Here is a 20,138-nt window from a genome sequence, read left to right as displayed (position 1 = left end):
TCAACAGACGAAACATCTTAAAATAAGTATGGAAGCTGTTTCGAATAGGTAAGATAATCTAAAAAGAAGTCAGCGACTGCCGTACCGATCGCAATGGTAAGAAGAATGATCAGCAGCCTCGCCTGCACTATTTTTCCTTTTCGGATCAGCGGATCAAAGTTGACGGCCTGAAGCGCCCACCATGTCACCGCAATGCATACCAGGTGAACCAGGATGCTGATTGCGGCCTGCTGCCCCAATACATTCACAAATTCCATCTCCTTTCATTTTTTCCGCCCCTCATATCCTCTCTTATTATATAAGAAGAAGAGAGAAAGATGATCATTTTTACATCAGAATTTTTATCCAAAATTAGGGGCAATCCCCGCTTAAATGTCCGTTCTCCGGCATGATATACTTTTTTGGAAAGGAGATGGGAATATGAATCATTCCTTTTTTCATCCGGAAAAGCAGTATGGAGAAACACTTCCCGTATTTGACCACGAGTGGGAAGCGATAGCATTCTACTATGATTATAGACAGTCTCAAACAGAGGAACTGAAAGAATTATGTCAGTTTTTCAACATTTCTCTTGATTATTCACGCGGCAGCCTGCTGGAAGTGGAAGCTCTTTACTTCCGCAGCATACAAGAGCTGCTTTTGGCGGATTGGAACCTGCCGATTGACGAATTTGAGAAAATGCTCAGTGTGTATGTCATCGATTGCGCCATCAGACACCATGACGATGCCGAATGGGTCGTCAAACCTTATCCGTATACGGACGGCGCCTATACGACGGGTGTGCGGAGAGGAAACAAAACGTGGCACACCGACAACTGCTGCGAACATTTATATCTGCAAAAAGAAGAGGATCATCCGCTTATCGGCGTCTATGAATCTCTTATGCGTTAATATAGAAAAAGAATCCTTCTCAGACAGCCGAGAAGGATTCTTTTTTAGTTTCCTGCAACATCCAATCTGTTTACAGCCCGCTGTAGCGCAAGCTCAGCCCGACGAATGTCAGTATCATCTGATCGTTTGTTCAAACGGTCTTCCGCCCGCTTTTTCGCAGCAAGGGCGCGCTCTTTATCAATGCTTTCCGCTGTTTCAGCGGCTTGTGCAAGGATAGTGACCTGATCAGGACGGACTTCTAAAAATCCGCCGCTGACAGCCGCCAATTCGGTCTGTCCGTCTTTTTTAAGGCGGACAGCGCCGATTTTAAGCGGAGCCACGGTCGGAATATGGCCAGGCAAGATACCGAGATCACCGCTCTCGGCTCTTACACTTACCATTTCAATATCAGCATCATATACTGGGCCGTCGGGAGTAACGATATTGACTTTAACGGTCTTCATGCTTTTACCCTCCTAGGACCAGATTAAACTTCTACACCCATCTCTTTTGCATTCTCAATGACTTCTTCAATGCGTCCCACAAGACGGAATGCATCTTCCGGAAGATGGTCATATTTACCGGAAAGGATTTCTTTAAAGCCTCGTACCGTTTCTTTAACAGGCACGTAAGAACCCTTTTGTCCCGTAAACTGCTCAGCTACGTGGAAGTTTTGAGAAAGGAAGAACTGGATACGGCGTGCGCGGTGAACGACAAGCTTGTCTTCTTCACCTAATTCGTCCATACCGAGAATCGCGATAATATCCTGAAGTTCTTTGTAACGCTGAAGCGTTGACTGGACTTCACGCGCCACCGCATAATGCTCTTCTCCGACAATTTCCGGAGCAAGCGCGCGGGAAGTGGAAGCCAGCGGATCAACCGCAGGGTAGATACCCATTTCAGTTAATTTACGCTCAAGGTTAGTCGTCGCATCCAAGTGAGCGAACGTTGTCGCCGGAGCCGGGTCAGTGTAGTCATCGGCAGGCACGTAGATCGCCTGGATAGATGTAACTGAACCAACGTTTGTAGACGTAATACGCTCTTGAAGCTGACCCATTTCTGTCGCAAGCGTCGGCTGATAACCAACCGCAGAAGGCATACGGCCGAGAAGCGCGGAAACCTCTGAACCCGCTTGTGTGAAACGGAAAATGTTATCGATAAAGAACAGTACGTCCTGTCCTTGTTTATCACGGAAATGCTCAGCCATTGTAAGACCCGTCAGTGCTACACGCATACGTGCGCCCGGCGGCTCGTTCATTTGTCCGAAGACCATGGCTGTTTTCTTGATAACGCCTGAATCGCTCATTTCGTAGAAAAGGTCGTTCCCTTCACGAGTACGCTCTCCTACACCGGCGAATACGGAAATACCGCCGTGCTCTTGCGCGATGTTGTTGATTAATTCCTGGATTAATACGGTTTTACCTACGCCGGCGCCGCCGAACAATCCGATTTTACCGCCCTTGATGTAAGGAGCGAGCAGGTCAACAACCTTAATTCCCGTTTCAAGAATTTCAACCTCAGTTGAAAGCTCATCGAATGAAGGAGCTGATCTGTGGATCGGGTCCTTTTGAGCATCCGCAGGCAGCGGTTCATTTAAATCAATTTTATCTCCCAGTACGTTAAATACGCGTCCGAGAGTCACATCACCGACAGGAACGGAAATCGGCGCACCTGTATCAACAGCTTCCATTCCGCGCTGAATTCCGTCCGTAGATGCCATGGCAATTGTACGGACTGTATCATCGCCTAAATGAAGAGCAACCTCTAGCGTTAGGTCGATGCCTACTTCATTTTCGCCTGTAGCTGGCTGTGAAACTTTAATCGCATTATAAATCGCAGGCAAGTGGCCGTCCTCGAAACGTACGTCGACAACCGGTCCAAGCACCTGACTTACGCGTCCTTTCTTCATCGCTATCCCTCCTGACAAAATCTTTCTATTCTAAAGCGGCTGCACCGCCGACAATTTCGGTAATTTCTTGTGTAATCGCCGCTTGACGCGCGCGGTTATATGAAAGCGAAAGTGAATCAATGAGTTCTTTCGCATTATCAGTCGCATTTTTCATTGCTGTCATTCTCGCAGCGTGTTCACTTGCTTTACTGTCAAGAAGCGCGCCGTAAATTAAGCTTTCCGCATATTGAGGAAGCAGCACTTCGAGCACCTCTTCTTCATCCGGTTCGAACTCGTAAGAAGCCGTGCGCTTCCCGCCGCTCGTTCCGAAATCCGTTAAAGGCAGCACTTTTTTCTCCGTCACTTCCTGTGAAATCGCACTGACGAAATGGTTATACACCAAATGCAGTTCATCAAAAGCGCCGTCGATAAACATTTGAACCGTCTGACGGGTCAAATCTTTAATCTGAGCAAAAGTGACCTCGTCGCCAAGCCCCACTAACTCAGACAAAATCGGCATTTCCCGTTTTTTGAAGAAATCGCGGCCGACTCTGCCGATTGCAATCACCGTGTATTCATCTTTAGACTGATGGCGTTCTTGAATGGTGCGGTAAGCGTTTCGCAAAACCGAACTGTTAAACGCACCCGCAAGCCCGCGGTCAGACGTAATGACGAGATACGCCGTCTTTTTCACTTCTCTTGAGACAAGCATCGGGTGTTTCGCGTTTTTCGCGCCTTTTCCGACGTTAAACACAACCTCCTGGATCTTATCCATATACGGAGCAAATGACTTCGCGTTGGTTTCCGCACGGTTCAGCTTCGCAGCGGATACCATCTGCATGGCTTTTGTAATCTGGCTTGTTTTTTTCGTTGACGTGATCCTTGACTTAATATCGCGTAATGAGGCCAAAGATTTCACCACCTTTATTCTTCATTTGCGTAAAAAGAGAGAAAAAGAGAACCTTTTTCTCTCATCTTCTAAGGGTTAGTTGCTTGGTGCAAATGTGCGTTTGAAGCCTTCGATTGCAGCTTTGAAGTCTTCATCAGCAGGAAGGTTTCCTGTTTTCGCAATGCCGTCAAGCAGATCTTTATGGTTTTGATCAAGGTACATGTAGTACTCTTCTTCAAAACGTCTGATATCCGCAACCGGAATATCATCAAGATATCCTTTTGTCAGCGCATAAAGAATGGCTACCTGTTTTTCAACCGGGAGCGGTTTATTCAAGTCTTGTTTCAGCACTTCAACTGTACGCGCACCGCGGTTCAGTTTCGCCTGAGTCGCCTGGTCAAGATCAGATCCGAATTGGGCGAACGCTTCAAGTTCACGGTATGAAGCCAGGTCAAGACGCAAAGTTCCCGCTACCTTTTTCATCGCTTTGATTTGGGCTGATCCGCCGACACGGGATACGGATAATCCGGCATTGATCGCAGGACGCACGCCTGAGAAGAATAGGTCGGATTGAAGGAAAATCTGTCCGTCAGTAATGGAAATGACGTTTGTCGGGATATAAGCGGAGATATCTCCTGCTTGTGTTTCGACGAACGGCAGCGCCGTAATTGATCCTGCGCCTTTTGCGTCACTCAGCTTAGCTGCGCGCTCAAGCAGACGGGAGTGAAGATAGAATACATCCCCAGGGAATGCTTCACGGCCCGGCGGACGGCGAAGAAGCAATGACAGCTCACGGTAAGCGGCCGCTTGTTTGGATAAATCATCATATACGACGAGAACGTGCTTGCCGTTGTACATGAATTCTTCACCCATTGTCACCCCTGCATACGGTGCAAGGTACAGAAGCGGAGCCGGCTGTGAAGCGGACGCTGTCACGACAATCGTGTAATCAAGCGCGCCATGCTTACGAAGTGTTTCCACCACGCCGCGCACTGTAGATTCTTTTTGACCGATCGCTACGTACACACAGATCATGTCTTGATCTTTTTGGTTTAAGATTGTATCAATCGCAACAGATGTTTTACCTGTCTGACGGTCACCGATAATCAGCTCACGCTGTCCGCGGCCGATCGGAATTAACGCGTCGATCGCTTTGATACCCGTTTGCAGCGGCTCATGTACCGATTTACGGTCCATTACGCCTGGAGCCTGGCTTTCGATCGGACGTGTTTTGCTTGTCAGAATCGGACCCAGTCCGTCTACCGGCTGTCCGAGCGGGTTGACGATACGTCCGATTAATTCTTCACCTACAGGAACTTCCATGATGCGGCCCGTTCTTTTGACCTCATCACCTTCACGGATATCTCTGTAAGGTCCTAAGATAACGATACCTACGTTGGATTCTTCAAGGTTTTGAGCCATACCCAAAACGCCGTTTGAAAACTCAACAAGTTCACCGGCCATACAATTGTCAAGGCCGTGCACACGCGCAATACCGTCTCCGACTTGGATGACTGTACCTACGTCATGAACTTCAATTTCAGATTGGTAATTTTGAATTTGCTGCTTTATCAGCGTGCTAATCTCTTCAGCTTTGATGCTCACTTAGGTTTCACCCCTTCTATCGATTTCCTCCGGCAAGTTGACGTTCCATGCGCTCAAGCTTTCCGCTTACGCTTCCGTCATAAATCCGGTTTCCAATGCGGACTTTAATGCCGCCTATTAAATCCGTCTGCACTTCATTTCTGATTCTGAGCGAAGCGATTCCGGCTTTTTTTGCAAACACTTGAGACAATGATAACATTTCCGCTTCTGACAGCGGTTTTACTGAATAAACAACCGCGTCCTCTGTCTGACGGGCCTGATTGGCAAGTTTGATAAACTCGTCTGTGAGATTAGGCACAATCGAAGACCGGCGGCGGTCAATCAGAAGAAAAATCGTATGCAGCACAGACTCAGACAGTGCGCCGAACGATTGCTGAATCAGCTCTTTTTTCTTAGCGGCCGATACCTTCGGATGGCTTAACACTTCCTGTAATCCGGCTTCGTTCCGGAACACTTCTTTTAGTACGGTAAGCTCTTCTTCGATTTCATTGATTTGAGAAGTCTCAACGGCAATGTCGAAAAGCGCTGACGCGTATCGTTTAGAGACAGCAGATCCACTCATCGGCTTTCTCCTACCTCTTTAAGATAGTCCTGAATCAGTTGTTCCTGGGCTTGTTCATCAAGCTCTTTTTCAATCACTTTCGATGCGATTAAGACAGAAAGTGATGCGACTTGCTCGCGAAGTGCGGAAACCGCTTGTTCTTTTTCTTTGACAATTTCGGTTCTCGCCGCTTCTTTCAATCTTTCAGACTCGGCGCGTGCAGCCTGGATAATGTCTTCCTTCTGCTTTTCACCCAGTTTTTTCGCATTTTCAATGAGTGATTGTGATTCCTGTTTCGCTTCTTTTAAAAGAACGCGCTGCTCTTCAATCAGCTTCTGCGCTTCTTTATTTCTTTCTTCAGCGGACGTAATTTCGCCGGCGATATGATCTTCACGCTGTTTCATTATATTTAATAGCGGTCCAAGAGCGAATTTCTTGAGAAGCGCTAATAAAACTAACATAGCTAACAATTGGAATAGGATATCTCCGCCGTTAAACGACAGTCCTAATTCAAGAGGTAATTGAGACATCTACTACGGCAACTCCCTTCTGCAGGTTTTCTCTGCTGATAAAAAGCCGTTTCGGGACGGCCTGCTTATCAGACATAAAGCAATGGCGAAGGTTCTCTTAGAGTGATCTTCGCCATTTTTAGTTCATATAAGGCTTTTTTGCTTAGCCAAAGAACGCTAAGAACGCGATAACGACAGCGATAATCGGAAGGGCCTCAACCAATGCGATACCCATGAACATAAGAGTTCTAAGTTCTTTTCCTGCTTCCGGCTGACGGGCGATTCCCTCTACCGTACGTGAAACGATCAGACCGTTACCAATACCTGCACCAAGTGCACCTAAACCGATTGCAATTGCAGCTGCTATTAAATTCATGAAAAAGTTCCTCCTTTAAAATGTTATCCGAATGGATATATGATTTTAATGATCATGACTGATTTTGTGTGACATGTACACCATCGTCAGCATCGTAAAGATAAATGCCTGGATGGTACCGATGAACAAGCTGAACGCCTGCCATGCAAGCATCGGAAGAATGGCTCCGACTGTGCCGACCAAACCGAGAAAGAAGCTGTTTGAGTAGAAATTCGTCGCCAGATTCGCAAGCAGGCCAAGAAGAATTTCCCCGGCGAAAATGTTACCGTAAAGACGAAGTCCGAGTGTCAGCGTATTCGCAAACTCCTCAATGATCTTCATCGGGAACATAAGCGGAACCGGTCTGAGGTAATCCTTAGAGTATTCCTTCAAACCTTTCATCTTCACGCCGTAATAGTGCGTTAACGACACAACCATAACGGCTAGAGTCAGAGTAATAGCCGGATCGGCCGTCGGTGATTTCCACCAAAGCTCGTGTCCGACCGTTACAGAAAACGGCAGCCCCAGCATATTTGATACAAATATGTACATCAGCAAGGTTACACCAAGCGCCAAGAAGTTAGCCCCTGTTTTTAAATCCATTGTACTGCCTATAATATTGCGGACAAAATCAACAATCCATTCCATGAAGTTCTGGGCTTTTCCTGGACGGATGGACAGCGTTCTCGTAGTGAGAATCGCAATCAGCAGCACAATCACACTTGCCACAGTAATCATCAGAATGTTTGTCAGATTAAAAGTAAGACCAAACAAATCAATAGTTCTGTAATCGTGATTCAATGGGTTTTCACCTCTCTTCCATTGATGAACGTTTGAGCTGAATAATGGAATCTATCATAATGACGGGATAAATTGTCATTAATCCAATAATCACACTTGCCACACTGACTTTATCGGGATATTTAAAGGCGACAGCCATCGCAAGTATCGCATTGCACCAACGCGCTGCGCTCCCGAGTGATCGTATGGACTTTCCTTTCGCCACGGCCTTGTCAAAAGCATTCATTCTTCTGGTCAAGAGCCACAAATTAAACAAACTGAAAACAGTTCCCAAAAAGAGGCCTAGAAAAACAGTTTTATACGCCGTAAGACCATATCCCAGCAAATAGATTGCTAAGATCACAAATACATATCTCCGTTGTCTGCTGAATGTAAGATTGGGATCGTCCATCAACTATCTGTCTCCTGATGAAAATGTAATATAATTCCTGGATACGGCAAAACATGCGGTTAACCCTTTGCAGAAGGCCTTTTTTTGTCCCGCAAAACGGCCTGTTCGAAAAAACCACTCATCCTCCTGATGCCACGGGATGCTGTTTCATTCGCTTAGATAAATCCTCATATAACGGGTTTTTTGGAGGATTTAAAATGAGGATGGATACTAGAAATGAAAGGAATGAAAACCTTCTCATAATACCCTCGTTTAGCATACAATAGCCCCTAACATGTGTCAATCTGTTTAAAGTTAAAAAACTTTTTATACCGGAAGCATACACAGAATGTTCACAATTTCACCTATAGATGTATGAACTCTGCCCATTCAGCAAATATCTGGATAAAAAAAGAAAACCCCTGAATGAGGTTTTCCGATTTATTTGGTTCCGTACAGTCTGTCACCCGCGTCACCGAGGCCCGGAACGATATAGCCTTTTTCATTCAGTTTTTCATCAAGGGCGGCGATGTAAATATCAACGTCAGAATGGTGTTTCTGCAGCTCTTCCACGCCTTCCGGAGCCGCTACAAGACACATAAAACGAATGTTTCTCGCGCCGCGCTTTTTCAGGCTGTTTATCGCTTCCACCGCAGAGCCTCCCGTAGCAAGCATCGGATCCACGACAATAAATTCGCGTTCTTCTACATCAGAAGGAAGCTTGACATAGTATTCCACCGGTTTTAAGGTTTCCGGATCACGGTATAATCCGACATGTCCCACTTTAGCGGCCGGGATTAATTTCAGCATGCCGTCAACCATTCCGAGACCCGCTCTCAGGATCGGCACGATACCGAGTTTCTTCCCTGAAATCACTTTGGATGTCGCTGTTTGAACAGGTGTTTTCACTTCCACTTCTTTAAGAGGAAGATCACGTGTAATTTCAAACGCCATCAGTGATGCGACTTCGTCCACAAGGTCTCTGAAATCCTTTGTGCCTGTATTTTCATTCCGAATATATGTCAGTTTATGCTGGATTAAAGGATGATCAAATACGTAAACCTTTCCCATACTGTGTTCAGCTCCTTTTTTGTTGTCCGAGTGACTTTTTCACACTTCTATTGATTCTACAGAAAAAGACAAACAGTTTCAAGAAAATCATAAAAAAACCCGCCGGATTAAGGTTCCGGCGGGTTTCTTCCTTATTAATAGCCTAGTTCTTTATATAAAGGAAACTTTTCAGTCAAGGCAGATACGCGCTGTCTCGCTTCTTCAAGTTTTGCTTCGTCTTCATGATGTTTCAGCGCGAGGCCGATGATGGCGCCGACTTCTTCAAGCGCGTCACCGTCAAAGCCGCGGCTTGTCACAGCTGCCGTACCGAGGCGGATTCCGCTTGTGACGAACGGTTTTTCCGGATCGTAAGGGATCGCGTTTTTATTAGATGTAATGCCGATTTCATCAAGAACGTGTTCAGCGACTTTTCCGGTCAGACCGAGAGAACGGAGGTCGACAAGCACAAGGTGGTTATCCGTTCCGCCTGATACGAGCTGAATGCCCTCTTTGTTCAGAGACTCAGCCAGGCGCTTCGCGTTCGAGATGACGTTTTGCGCATATGTTTTGAAATCATCTTCAAGCACCTCTCCGAAAGAAACGGCTTTGGCCGCGATGACATGCATAAGCGGTCCGCCTTGGATTCCCGGGAAAATGGATTTATCAATCTTTTTGCCGAACTCTTCACGGCAAAGGATCATTCCTCCGCGGGGTCCGCGAAGTGTTTTGTGAGTCGTTGTCGTTACAAAGTCAGCGTAAGGAACCGGATTCGGATGAAGACCGGCTGCGACAAGACCCGCGATATGCGCCATGTCTACCATGAAGTAAGCGCCGACTTCATCAGCGATTTCGCGGAATTTTTTAAAGTCGATCGTGCGGGGGTACGCGCTCGCTCCGGCAACGATGAGTTTCGGCTTATGCGCCAGCGCTTTTTCACGCACATCTTCATAATCTATATATTGCGTGTCTTTATCGACACCGTATTCTACAAAGTTGTATTGAACGCCGCTGAAATTAACCGGGCTTCCGTGTGTTAAGTGGCCGCCGTGGGAGAGGTTCATCCCGAGCACCGTGTCGCCGTGCTCTAAAATCGTGAAGTAAACAGCCATGTTCGCTTGAGCGCCTGAGTGCGGCTGAACGTTTACATGCTCAGCTCCGAAAATCTCTTTCGCGCGGTCGCGGGCGATGTCCTCAACGACATCAACATGCTCACAGCCGCCGTAGTAGCGTTTGCCGGGGTAGCCTTCAGCATATTTGTTTGTTAAAACAGAGCCTTGTGCTTCCATTACCGCTTCCGTCACGAAGTTTTCAGAAGCAATTAATTCGATCTTAGTCTGTTGACGCTTACGCTCATCTTTGATGGCGTTAAACACTTGTTTGTCTTGTACAGGTAAATGTTTCATCAGCGAGATCCTCTCCTATCCGTTTCCTGTTCTTTATTTTTACCACCCTTATTGTACATGGTTTTTCAGGTGAATGTAACAGCTTATTTAAAAAAATCACAAAATTTAATTAGAAAACACGAACATTATACAGGAAAAGCATTTTCATCATTCGCATTCATAAACGGCGCGAATTCCGCCTATCAGCTTCGGCCTTGTCCGGGCCATCGTCACATGTGCTTCTCCAAGCTCACGGCTTGATATCCGGACAGGGACGGCAACGGGTTTCAGATGCATGCCGATGAACGTATCGCCGATGTCGATCCCGGCGTCAGCCTGAATCGATTCGGCGAGCACGGGAGAACGCATCTGCCGGTATGCATAAGAGGCCATCGCTCCGCCCGCTTTCGGGACGGGGACGGCTGAAACAATGGGGAGCCTGAACCGCTCGGCCGTTTCTGCTTCAATGACAAGCGCCCTGTTTAAATGCTCGCAGCATTGAAAAGCAAGATGCACACCCGTTTTTTCCTTAAACCGGTTAAGTCCGCCGTATATCAATTCAGCCCAATCCCCGCTTCCGGCGGTGCCGATCCGGCTTCCGGCGGCTTCACTTGTACTGCACCCGATCACCAGCAGACTGCCGTCCGTCAGTCCTGCCTGCTCTTGAAACTCAGTCAGCATGTCCGTCCATTTTTGCTTCACCTCTTCCATTGTCCAGCACCTCTTACAGATTTTTTTCTTCGTAATCTGCGATTTTGCCGATCCGCCGTTCGTGGCGGCCGCCCGTAAATTCAGTCGTCAGCCAGACTTTTGCGATTTCGCGCGCCAGCCCCGGGCCGATGACGCGTTCGCCCATCGCAAGAACATTCGTGTCATTGTGTTCACGCGTCGCTTTTGCGCTGAAGGTGTCATGGGCAAGCGCACAGCGTATGCCCTTTACCTTATTTGCGGAGATGCTCATGCCGATGCCTGTGCCGCAAATTAAAATTCCCCTGTCAGCTTCGCCGTTCACCACTTTTTCCGCTACCGGAAAAGCGTAGTCTGAATAATCGACAGAGCCGGCGCCGCATTCACAGCCCATATCAATGTATTCAATCTGCAATTCATCCAAAAGACTTTTTATTTCTTCGCGGATATGGACGCCGCCGTGATCTGACGCAATAGCTACTTTCATTCATTTACCTCCTAGGTGTGGCTGGGCGAAGACAGCCCAGTGTGCTTGTCCTTTTTATTACGAAATCCGTTGATTTCATTCTACTCTTTCACATTCGTTTTGCAAATGACCTGTTTGCAGATTTTCTGACAGATTACTTGCTTTTTCCGTCAAGCAATTGATCAGCCAAAAGGGTCAGCAGCTCCTCCAGTTCGTCCCGCGTTTGTTTATAAACATCAAGCGGACCGCCGAACGGGTCAGAGATATCGCCGTTTTCTCCCGTTACGTATTCTTTAATGGTAAAGACTTTGCCCTGACTGTTTTGATATCGGCCTTCAATCAGCTGTTTGTGCTGTTCCGTCATCGCCAGCACCAGATCAGCCGTCTCGATATGTTCTTCCGATAAGGGAGATGAACTGTGATTGAGAGCGATCCGTTTTTCAAACAGCGCTTCTACGGCATGGGCTGACGCTTTTCCGTTCGGAGACGCGAATACGCCGGCCGAACTTACGCTGACGTCCAGCCCTTTCGTTTCTGCAATGGATTTAAAAAGAGCCTCAGCCATGGGACTGCGGCACGTATTGCCTGTACAAACAAAGATTATTTTCATGTCCGTCACCTCTTACTGCTTATTATAAATGAAGAAAAAAGAAACGGCATCTTCGTTTCTTTTTTTACGTATCTTATATCGGTAAAAGCAGTTTCAATCCGAATCCGATCAAAATGGCTCCGCCAAGCGCTTCGCTGTAGGAGCCGAGCCACGACTGCACCTTTCTTCCCGCCAAAAGGCCCGCCCATGTTAAAACGGTGCTGAAGACCCCGAACAGCGTAACGGCCAGAAACGGATTGGAACCGTTCATCCCGAGACTGAGCCCGACAGAAAAGCTGTCCAGACTGACACCGACCGCAAACAGCAACAGTCCCGAGCCTGCCGGAGATATGAGCGGCCCGTCTGATTGTTTAAACGCGGCGATGATCATCTGCACCCCTAAAATGAAAAGAAGAGATCCGCCGATGTAAACGGCGAGCATCCCCAGAAAACCGGACAGCAGATGCCCGGCCGCCATTCCCGCAAGCGGCATCATGACATGAAACAGCCCGATGACAACCCCTATATGAAAAATCTGTTTTTTCTTCAGCTGAATCATTCCCATTCCGAGCCCGACGGAAAAGGCATCCGTCCCCAAAGCAAATGCCATGATGCTTAAGGAGACAAGTTCCCCGATGAATAGATTCGACATGAAATAAAAACCCCCTTGGACGTGCCCGCTTGTTTAGCTTATGCATGTCCGATAAGGGGTAGAACAAGTTAATGGATAACGGTGCCGCCTGCGGCTTTCATCAGCCTGTTCATAATGGCAAGCCCCACTCCGGTATCGGGAAAGGACTCAGAAATAATCATGTCCACTTCCGCTTCATCAAAGCTGCGGAGCGCATCGTATAAGGCGGACGCCACTGTTTCAAGGTCGGCGCGTCTGCCGCAGACCTTGATATAATCAGCCTGGTAACTATCGGCGTTCTCTTCTGTTGTCAGAATGCCGATTCGTTTCCCCCGGCTTTTATATGCGTCTGCCAGTTCTTGAATTCTCCGGGCGCCGCCGTCGGCAATAGCCATCGGCGCAGAAGGCGCGTAATGTGTATATTTCATACCGGGAGAAATAGGAACCTCATCTTCTTCGGTCAGCCCTTTATCCACAAGAACCGGACCGGCGGCGGATTCAATCTGCTCTTTTGTCACGCCGCCCGGACGAAGCAGCACGGGCTGTTTCCCCGTACAGGACAGAACGGTTGATTCCACTCCGATTCCCGTCGCGCCGCCGTCCACAATACCGGCAATGCGGCCGTTTAAATCATGAGCTACATGCTCGGCCTTCGTCGGGCTCGGTTTTCCTGATAAATTGGCGCTCGGCGCGGCGATCGGCAGTCCGGCCGAGCTGATGAGGGCTAATGCTGCCGGATGATCAGGCATTCTGACCGCTACCGTCTCAAGTCCCGCGGTGACACGGGGTGACAGCACACCGGGCTTACACGGCAGAACAAGGGTCAGCGCCCCCGGCCAGAATAGCTTCATAAGCTTTTTCGCCGTCTCAGGAATATGGCTGATAAAACGATCAAGCTGGCTGATATGGGATATATGCACAATCAGCGGGTTATCGCTCGGCCTTCCTTTCGCCTCATATATTTTCGTTACGGCTTCCGTATTTTCAGCGTTAGCGCCCAGTCCGTAAACGGTTTCTGTCGGAAAAGCCACAACCTCATTCTGCCGCAGCAATTCCGCGGCTTGTGTAATCTGGGGATCGGTTGTGGATAATTCTGCGGAACAATCCACAAACCATCTTCTTGTTTTCATGTATAACCAAACTCCTTATTTTAAAGCGGTAAAACTTTATTTTCTCTCGTGTATTCCTTTTGAAAGTATAAAAGATGTCCTTTAATAAAACAAGTGTTATCCACAAACTGTGGACAACACTTTTTAATAAGTGGATAACCTTGTGTATAAGTTAGATCAGGCAGAGGTTTTCACCATTAAAAACGAACCTTCTGTGCATAACGAGTTGCGGAAATGTTCGGACGTATACAGTTCATCAGGCGCATCGGCGCACGCTTCAAATCCCATCACATTCAGAAACTCAGCAGATGAGGGCTGATTGGCGACTAAGTAGACATCTTGAATCTCATGTTTTTTGCACAGCACATCCATACTTTGAAACAGTGTAACGATATGGCTTTGATTCAGCCTGTCCGACATGACGAGTGAACGGAGAAGCCCTTTTCCGCCGCTGAATTTTTCGATCCCGAGACAGGCGGCAATCATTTTTTCGCTGTCTTCCAGTACGATAAACCGGCTGATCTGCTGATCGATTTCCGCATGTGCCGTATCAGCCTTTTTCAAAAAGGCCTCCAGCGCCTCCGTATCTTGATCTCTTGCCACTCTCAGCTGATAAAACATATATTTCCCTCCGTTTCGATCAACTCTTTCTTCCAATCTATGAATCGAATCCGGATTTATGCCTTTTACTTCAGGAAAATAGATCTGAAATCCAATCGACGAGGAAAAACTTCACTTCGGTATCATCGTCATCTTTATTTTCTTTCTTCGCTTTATCAGCCTTTGCTTTTACGTCATCCAGCACTTTTTTAGTCTGTTTCTGCGTTTCTTCCTGCTTCTGTCCGCCCTCTTCCTGATCTTTCACCGCTTCGCCGTTTGAGAAATCAAGGAAGCACAGCGGCGGAAACAAGACGCACCACCAGTTGGCGCCCTCGCCATTGCCGAGTGTAATTAAAATCGCTTCATATTTTCCGGCCGGATAGACCATATTGCCGTAGAGCTTTGTCGGAAACGAGATTTTATTGAATTGAACTGAAACGGATTGATGCGCACCCTTTTCTTTCATCGTTTGTTTGGCGATTTCTTTAATTTCAGGAAGCTTCGAACGAATGAGCCGCCGCGCTTCTTCAATGGAAGTGATATCTTTCACCCAGTCCGTGATTTGCTTGTTTACAGCATCTCTGATCTGGCGCTTGAGCTTTTGATCCTCATCGTTATCACTGTTGGCCAAAATTCTGAGCCGGATCGCTTCATCCGGTATGACGACGGGCTCATCGGCTGATGCCCGCGCCGTTTCTTCTTTTGTCAAACCCGCAAGCGCTCCTGATAATAAAAGAAAAATATATATGCAGATCATCATTGTATGTTTCATCGGTCCCCACCGTTCCTCTCCGTGCTTTTTTTATCTAGTCCCATTATGGACATGACGGAAAAGGTTTAAACCGGCGGGAAGAAAAAAATCTAGCAAGCTGATAATCTGCATTGACAGATTCAAAATATGGTACGATATTATTTTGATAGGAGGTTTTCAGATGAAATATAATTACACCGTGCTGCTGTCGGCGGCATGTATGTCTGTCATTTATTCTATTTTGTATGTTCATCAATTCATTTTCGCGGCTTTCATTTCGATGGCGTTTTATTTTTTGTTTCCTTATTTGATTTTTGCGCTGCCGCTTCAATACTTTCTGAATAAAAAGCCGAAGAGATTTCATCCGCTGTATTTTCTTTATTATTTAGGGGTGTCATTCATTGCAAACGGGATCATCTTCGGTCTTTTGCAGCCGTCAGGCCAATCTCTGTTTTCTAATTCAGCCTTTTATATCTTTGCGGTTTTAACAGCCGTCGTCTATTGGGTATGGGATTCCGTATTGCTGCAAAGACAAAATCCGGCTACAGAAGCGTAATCAGCAGACAGCCGGCTGAAGGGAGAGCGGCGCAAAAGAAAACGGCGGCCATCTTTAAACGGGCGTGCCGTCCTTCTTCTGTTTCAGAATGATAATTGGCCCGCTGCTCCGCTCCGCTTACGGCCAACCCGGAAACGATGATCGCTGTGACGATAAGAACAGCCGTAACGGCGCCGAAAATGATATCAACGCCAAACGGCAGAACAAACCCCGCCGCATAAGCTGCGGCGGCGAGTATACATCCGAAGGCGAACGCTTTTTTCAAGGCGGATGCCCCTTTCATTTTCTTTCCATTGTAACAAAAGCCCGCCGTGTGCGTCACCGGCGGGCTTTTTTCATGATGTGATGACCGCGGATACGGTTCTGTCTTTTCCGTTGATGTCCTGTACGACTTCCACTTCCGCATTCGGAAAGGAATGACGGAACAGGTCTTTCACGGCTTTCCCCTGATTATATCCGATTTCAAAGACGACAAGTGCTTTATCTTTCATGACAAGAGGCAGCTCCTCCATAAACCGCTTGTAGAATTTCAAACCGTCACCGCCGTCCGTAAGAGCATGAAGCGGCTCATGGAAACGGACGATATCCGACAAATCCGCCATTTCTTCTTCAGAAATATACGGCGGATTGGAAACAATAATATCCGCTTTTTTCCCTGATGAAATAAAAGGAGTTAACAGATCTCCCTGCAAAAAACAGACGTCCGCTCCGAGGTTTTGCGCATTTCTTTCCGCCACCTGCAGCGCTTCTTTTGAAATATCCGAAGCCGATACTGAAAAATGTCCGCATTCAAGCGCGAGCGTCACCGCAATGGCTCCGCTCCCCGTACCGATATCAATGACGTTCAGTCGTTCTGCCTCGGAAAATGCCCGCTTCTGTCTGTCCAGCAGATGAAAGACGACTTCTTCCGTTTCCGGACGCGGAATGAGAACATCGTCATTCACAAAAAATTCCCTGCCGTAAAACTGTTCTTTCCCGATAATATATTGAATCGGAATACCTTCTTTATGCATCTCCACGTGCCGTCTGAATCGATAAAGCTCGTCCTCGCCTACGGGCTCCTGCAGACTTGCGAGAAGTTTGCTCCGATCCATTCCGGTATCATTTAACAGCAGCAGCTCGGCCGCGTTTTTTTCTCTTCCCGCTTCGGTTAAATAAGAAGAAGCCCAGCTTAGGGCTTCAAAAACGGTCTTCATCTTAATTTTCCGCCTGCTGGAGCTTGCTTGACTGGTCTTCTACGATTAACGCTTCAACCACTTCATCAAGCTTGCCTTCCAGGATTTGATCCAGCTTTTGAATCGTCAGGCCGATGCGGTGATCCGTCACACGGTTTTGCGGGAAATTGTATGTGCGGATACGCTCGGAACGGTCGCCTGAACCGACGGCTGATTTACGGGTCTGATCATATTCAGCCTGAGCTTCCTGCTGGAATTTGTCATAGATTCTGGCGCGGAGCACCTTCATCGCTTTTTCTTTGTTTTTAATCTGAGATTTTTCATCCTGACAGGAAACGACGACACCGGTCGGTAAATGCGTCAGGCGTACGGCCGACATCGTCGTGTTTACGCTTTGTCCGCCCGGTCCGCTTGATGCGAATGTATCGACGCGGATGTCTTTTTCGTGGATGTCCACTTCTACTTCTTCCGCTTCAGGAAGACACGCCACCGTCGCCGTGGATGTATGAATACGGCCGCCTGATTCCGTTTCCGGAACACGCTGTACGCGGTGCGCGCCATTTTCATACTTCAGCTTGGAGTATGCGCCTTTTCCCGTAATCATAAAGATGATTTCTTTGTAACCGCCCGTTCCGGTCACGTTTGCTTCCATGACTTCAGTCTTCCAGCCTTGGATTTCGGCATAACGGGAGTACATTCTGTAGAGATTTCCCGCAAACAGCGCGGCTTCTTCTCCTCCCGCTGCTCCGCGGATCTCCATGATTACGTTTTTGTCATCGTTCGGGTCTTTCGGGATGAGGAGTACTTTCAAACGCTCTGATAAGGTTTCCGTCTCTCCCTGCAGTTCGGAGATTTCTTCCTTCACCATTTCTCTCATATCGGCATCAAGCTTTTCCTCAAGCATCGCTTTCGCATCGGCAAGCTGTTCTGATGCGTCTCTGTATTGTCTATAGACTTCAACGGTTTCTTGTATATCAGATTGCTCTTTCGAATATTCTCTAAGCTTTTTCGGATCGTTGACCACTTCCGGATCACTTAAAAGCTCATTTAATTTTTCGTATCGTTGTTCAATTGACTGTAAACGGTCTAACACGGTCTTCACCTCTGTTTTCCTGTGCGTAACATTCTCATTATAGTATAGGGCTTATCGCCAGTCAAAAGCAATTCGCCTCTGTTATACTGAAGCAAAAAAGGAGGGGCGGATATGCTGAAATCCATCCACCATATAGCAATCATATGCTCTGATTATGAAAAGTCGAAAGCTTTTTACACCGAGATTCTCGGTTTCGGCATTATAAAAGAAACATACCGAAAGGAACGCGGATCTTATAAACTTGATCTTGCGCTGGACGGCGCGTATGCAATTGAATTGTTTTCCTTTCCCGACCCGCCCGAACGGCCGACCAGACCGGAAGCCGCGGGTCTCCGGCATCTCGCCTTCACCGTAAACGATCTTGAAGCAGCCGTCAGGGAGTTAAAGGAAAAGGGCGTCGGCACAGAACCGATCAGAACCGATCCGCTGACGGGGAAACGGTATACCTTTTTCTTTGATCCCGACAAGCTTCCGCTTGAATTGTATGAAGCGTAACGTTTTTTGAAGAAATGCCGCTTTCTTTGGCGAATTCCTTCTTGTTTTGTCTAACATGAAGGGAACGCCGCCTCATGGTCGAATACCTAGCAAAAAGGAGGTATGTGATCATGAATACAAACATGGCCGCGAAAGAGCTCGGCGTCTCCGCAAAAACGGTGCAAAGGTGGGTCAAGCAGCTGAATCTTCCGGCTGAACGGAATGAGCTCGGACATTATTCCTTTACACCTGAGGATCTTGATGTGCTGAAATCGGTCAAACGGCAAATTTCTGAAGGCACTGCCCTTCTGGACGTTCAAGTGCCCCGGCAGCCGAAAAAACGGACGGGCTTCATTTTGCAGCGTCCGAAAATCAATGGCGGCGCTGAACAAAGATTGGCAGAGCTGGAGCGCAAACTGGACATTCTCACGAAAGAGAAACAAGGTGAGAGCCATCTGCTTTCAAGGATAGAGGAGCTTGAACGCCAGCTGAAACAAAAGGCGGATGAAGGGGTGTCTTATCAGCTTCTTCAGCACAGGCGGGAAATTGACGACCTCAATACCGAATTGCAGACATTGGCCTCCCGCATCCAGGAACTTGCCCAGACAGCTCCCCTCTCAGAAACAGCCGCTTCTTCAGAACATAAGAAACCCAGAAAAAAAACGAGATTTTCGCCTTTTAAATTTCAATTCTAATCAAAAAAGCTCCCTGAAACAGGGAGCTTTTCATTATGCAGTCAGCGCAATGATGATCGGCAGTGAGATGAGAGATAAAATCGCACTGATCACGAACGCGGACGCAGTTTCTTCCTCTTGTTTTTCGAAACGTGTGGCAATCATCGCCGCTACCGCAGATCCAGGGAATGCAACGAGCAATACCGCTTTAGTGATCTGGTCAGCCGGAAGTCCGACTGCAAGAGCGATCAAGTACATCAGCGCAGGCTGAACGGCAACTTTTAACAAAGCGATACCGAAAGCCGGCAGACTGAGCTTAATGTTGCGGATACCGACAGTTACACCGACGGCGAAGAGCGCAACACCTGACGTTGTGCTTCCGAGCTGATCAAGCATTTTTTCTCCCAAGCCAGGGAGTGTTACACCGCAGAGTACCAGAATGATACTGATAAGCGGTGCAGCCGCAAGCGGTTCGGAAAGACCGTGAAGAATAGACTTACCAGTCATTTTCCAGAAGTTCTCGTTTTCAGTGTCTTTTTTCTTAGATGACTCACCGACAGTAGCGATAATGATCGCAAGCGGGTCAAGGATGGCGTTAACCACGATACCCGTAACGGCGATAGGAATCGCTACTTCGCTTGCTCCGAATAAGCTTCCTAGTACGGGAATACCCATAAAAGCGAATGTCGGCTGTGCAGAGTTTAAAGAAAATACAGATGAATTCGTTAAATCATACTTGAAGATAAATTTGCAAACCAACAGAATGACGATAAAGAATCCGACAATCCCAATGATCAAAGCGACCATCAAAGGAACCTGTGATAAAAACGCACTTCTTGAAGTGGTTAAAATACTAGCGATAAAATGCGCCGGAAGCGCGTACTTCGTAACTAAGGTGCTTACCCCTTTTGCTGACTTCGCGTCATAACTTCCGAAGCGACCTGCGAACCATCCCAGCACGATCACGAAAAAGATCGGCGCCAGGAGGATTAAAATATCTAAGAAGCTCAAAATGTTCTCCTCCAAATCCTTAATGTCCGTATACTTTAGCCTTTACATAAAAGCTTTCCCTC

27 protein-coding genes are annotated in these 20,138 nt (G+C 47.4%); 4 read left to right on the top strand and 23 right to left on the bottom strand.

The features are described from left to right. Nucleotides 1–17: 17 nt before the first annotated feature. Complete coding sequence (locus tag NQS30_RS00700; RefSeq protein ID WP_007614366.1) at nt 18–248, bottom strand: DUF1146 family protein; 231 nt, start codon at nt 246–248, stop codon at nt 18–20. 172 nt (nt 249–420) lie between these two features. Between NQS30_RS00700 and NQS30_RS00695 the strand changes: the two genes are divergently transcribed. Next, nucleotides 421–891, top strand: a complete 471-nt coding sequence (locus tag NQS30_RS00695) for a hypothetical protein (RefSeq protein WP_007407595.1) — start codon at nt 421–423, stop codon at nt 889–891. A 44-nt stretch (nt 892–935) separates the two neighbouring features. On the opposite strand, the gene NQS30_RS00690 is transcribed toward NQS30_RS00695, so the two are convergent. The 18 genes from NQS30_RS00690 to spoIIR form a co-directional block, all read right to left on the bottom strand. Then, the gene (locus NQS30_RS00690) at nt 936–1,334 is read right to left on the bottom strand and encodes a F0F1 ATP synthase subunit epsilon (RefSeq protein WP_003151176.1); all 399 of its coding nucleotides are present in this window, start codon (nt 1,332–1,334) and stop codon (nt 936–938) included. Nucleotides 1,335–1,357: 23 nt separating this feature from the next. Continuing rightward, the gene (gene atpD, locus NQS30_RS00685) at nt 1,358–2,779 is read right to left on the bottom strand and encodes a F0F1 ATP synthase subunit beta (RefSeq protein ID WP_003151173.1); all 1,422 of its coding nucleotides are present in this window, start codon (nt 2,777–2,779) and stop codon (nt 1,358–1,360) included. A 25-nt stretch (nt 2,780–2,804) separates the two neighbouring features. Next, nucleotides 2,805–3,668, bottom strand: a complete 864-nt coding sequence (gene atpG, locus NQS30_RS00680; protein ID WP_003151172.1) for an ATP synthase F1 subunit gamma — start codon at nt 3,666–3,668, stop codon at nt 2,805–2,807. A gap of 75 nt (nt 3,669–3,743) precedes the next feature. Then, nucleotides 3,744–5,252 (bottom strand): F0F1 ATP synthase subunit alpha, encoded by a 1,509-nt coding sequence (atpA, locus tag NQS30_RS00675; protein ID WP_003151170.1) that lies wholly within the window; start codon nt 5,250–5,252, stop codon nt 3,744–3,746. 16 nt (nt 5,253–5,268) lie between these two features. Continuing rightward, nucleotides 5,269–5,814: a F0F1 ATP synthase subunit delta gene (locus tag NQS30_RS00670; protein ID WP_218791406.1), complete on the bottom strand. Its 546-nt coding sequence runs from the start codon at nt 5,812–5,814 to the stop codon at nt 5,269–5,271. Further along, nucleotides 5,811–6,323, bottom strand: a complete 513-nt coding sequence (gene atpF / locus NQS30_RS00665; protein ID WP_003151168.1) for a F0F1 ATP synthase subunit B — start codon at nt 6,321–6,323, stop codon at nt 5,811–5,813. Before atpF ends, NQS30_RS00670 begins: the two co-directional genes overlap by 4 nt. 142 nt (nt 6,324–6,465) lie before the next feature. Next, complete coding sequence (gene atpE, locus NQS30_RS00660) at nt 6,466–6,678, bottom strand: F0F1 ATP synthase subunit C (RefSeq protein ID WP_003151167.1); 213 nt, start codon at nt 6,676–6,678, stop codon at nt 6,466–6,468. 45 nt (nt 6,679–6,723) lie between these two features. Then, complete coding sequence (gene atpB / locus NQS30_RS00655) at nt 6,724–7,458, bottom strand: F0F1 ATP synthase subunit A (RefSeq protein ID WP_014419099.1); 735 nt, start codon at nt 7,456–7,458, stop codon at nt 6,724–6,726. Nucleotides 7,459–7,465: 7 nt separating this feature from the next. Next, nucleotides 7,466–7,849, bottom strand: a complete 384-nt coding sequence (gene atpI, locus NQS30_RS00650) for an ATP synthase subunit I (protein WP_003151155.1) — start codon at nt 7,847–7,849, stop codon at nt 7,466–7,468. A gap of 420 nt (nt 7,850–8,269) precedes the next feature. Beyond that, nucleotides 8,270–8,899, bottom strand: a complete 630-nt coding sequence (gene upp, locus NQS30_RS00645) for a uracil phosphoribosyltransferase (RefSeq protein ID WP_003151154.1) — start codon at nt 8,897–8,899, stop codon at nt 8,270–8,272. Nucleotides 8,900–9,033: 134 nt separating this feature from the next. Beyond that, nucleotides 9,034–10,281 (bottom strand): serine hydroxymethyltransferase, encoded by a 1,248-nt coding sequence (gene glyA / locus NQS30_RS00640; RefSeq protein ID WP_015240756.1) that lies wholly within the window; start codon nt 10,279–10,281, stop codon nt 9,034–9,036. 147 nt (nt 10,282–10,428) lie between these two features. Then, on the bottom strand, nt 10,429–10,971 hold the full coding sequence (locus tag NQS30_RS00635) for a TIGR01440 family protein (RefSeq protein ID WP_218791407.1): 543 nt from the start codon (nt 10,969–10,971) through the stop codon (nt 10,429–10,431). 13 nt (nt 10,972–10,984) lie between these two features. Further along, entirely contained in the window at nt 10,985–11,434 is a 450-nt protein-coding gene (gene rpiB / locus NQS30_RS00630) for a ribose 5-phosphate isomerase B (protein WP_003151149.1), read from the bottom strand. Between the two features lie 133 nt (nt 11,435–11,567). Continuing rightward, complete coding sequence (locus tag NQS30_RS00625) at nt 11,568–12,023, bottom strand: low molecular weight protein arginine phosphatase (RefSeq protein WP_007407600.1); 456 nt, start codon at nt 12,021–12,023, stop codon at nt 11,568–11,570. A gap of 73 nt (nt 12,024–12,096) precedes the next feature. Further along, nucleotides 12,097–12,654 (bottom strand): manganese efflux pump MntP, encoded by a 558-nt coding sequence (locus NQS30_RS00620; protein ID WP_015418417.1) that lies wholly within the window; start codon nt 12,652–12,654, stop codon nt 12,097–12,099. A gap of 68 nt (nt 12,655–12,722) precedes the next feature. Beyond that, nucleotides 12,723–13,763 (bottom strand): L-threonylcarbamoyladenylate synthase, encoded by a 1,041-nt coding sequence (locus NQS30_RS00615; protein ID WP_080130569.1) that lies wholly within the window; start codon nt 13,761–13,763, stop codon nt 12,723–12,725. Nucleotides 13,764–13,919: 156 nt separating this feature from the next. Further along, a complete protein-coding gene (locus NQS30_RS00610; RefSeq protein WP_007407603.1) occupies nt 13,920–14,363 on the bottom strand; it encodes a GNAT family N-acetyltransferase in 444 nt (147 codons plus the stop codon). 70 nt (nt 14,364–14,433) lie between these two features. Further along, the gene (gene spoIIR, locus NQS30_RS00605) at nt 14,434–15,114 is read right to left on the bottom strand and encodes a stage II sporulation protein R (RefSeq protein WP_015240758.1); all 681 of its coding nucleotides are present in this window, start codon (nt 15,112–15,114) and stop codon (nt 14,434–14,436) included. A 160-nt stretch (nt 15,115–15,274) separates the two neighbouring features. On the opposite strand from spoIIR, the gene NQS30_RS00600 reads away from it, so the two are divergent. Next, complete coding sequence (locus NQS30_RS00600; protein ID WP_015240759.1) at nt 15,275–15,649, top strand: UPF0715 family protein; 375 nt, start codon at nt 15,275–15,277, stop codon at nt 15,647–15,649. On the opposite strand, the gene NQS30_RS00595 is transcribed toward NQS30_RS00600, so the two are convergent. The 3 genes from NQS30_RS00595 to prfA form a co-directional block, all read right to left on the bottom strand. After that, complete coding sequence (locus tag NQS30_RS00595) at nt 15,636–15,914, bottom strand: DUF5316 family protein (protein WP_020954349.1); 279 nt, start codon at nt 15,912–15,914, stop codon at nt 15,636–15,638. The genes NQS30_RS00600 and NQS30_RS00595 overlap by 14 nt on opposite strands. A gap of 70 nt (nt 15,915–15,984) precedes the next feature. Beyond that, complete coding sequence (gene prmC, locus NQS30_RS00590; RefSeq protein ID WP_015240760.1) at nt 15,985–16,845, bottom strand: peptide chain release factor N(5)-glutamine methyltransferase; 861 nt, start codon at nt 16,843–16,845, stop codon at nt 15,985–15,987. 1 nt (nt 16,846) lies between these two features. Further along, the gene (prfA, locus tag NQS30_RS00585) at nt 16,847–17,917 is read right to left on the bottom strand and encodes a peptide chain release factor 1 (RefSeq protein ID WP_003151139.1); all 1,071 of its coding nucleotides are present in this window, start codon (nt 17,915–17,917) and stop codon (nt 16,847–16,849) included. Between the two features lie 111 nt (nt 17,918–18,028). On the opposite strand from prfA, the gene gloA2 reads away from it, so the two are divergent. Both gloA2 and racA read left to right on the top strand, forming a co-directional pair. Next, nucleotides 18,029–18,412: an SMU1112c/YaeR family gloxylase I-like metalloprotein gene (gloA2, locus tag NQS30_RS00580; protein ID WP_015240761.1), complete on the top strand. Its 384-nt coding sequence runs from the start codon at nt 18,029–18,031 to the stop codon at nt 18,410–18,412. Between the two features lie 110 nt (nt 18,413–18,522). Beyond that, the gene (gene racA, locus NQS30_RS00575) at nt 18,523–19,086 is read left to right on the top strand and encodes a chromosome-anchoring protein RacA (RefSeq protein WP_012118668.1); all 564 of its coding nucleotides are present in this window, start codon (nt 18,523–18,525) and stop codon (nt 19,084–19,086) included. Nucleotides 19,087–19,119: 33 nt separating this feature from the next. Here racA and NQS30_RS00570 read toward each other — a convergent pair whose 3' ends face one another. Further along, nucleotides 19,120–20,076, bottom strand: a complete 957-nt coding sequence (locus tag NQS30_RS00570) for an AEC family transporter (protein WP_007407608.1) — start codon at nt 20,074–20,076, stop codon at nt 19,120–19,122. Between the last annotated feature and the right edge of the window lie 62 nt (nt 20,077–20,138).

Source organism: Bacillus sp. B1(2022) (assembly GCF_040259625.1).
GTDB classification, from domain to species: domain Bacteria; phylum Bacillota; class Bacilli; order Bacillales; family Bacillaceae; genus Bacillus; species Bacillus velezensis.
This window is presented reverse-complemented; position numbering and strand designations above follow the sequence as displayed.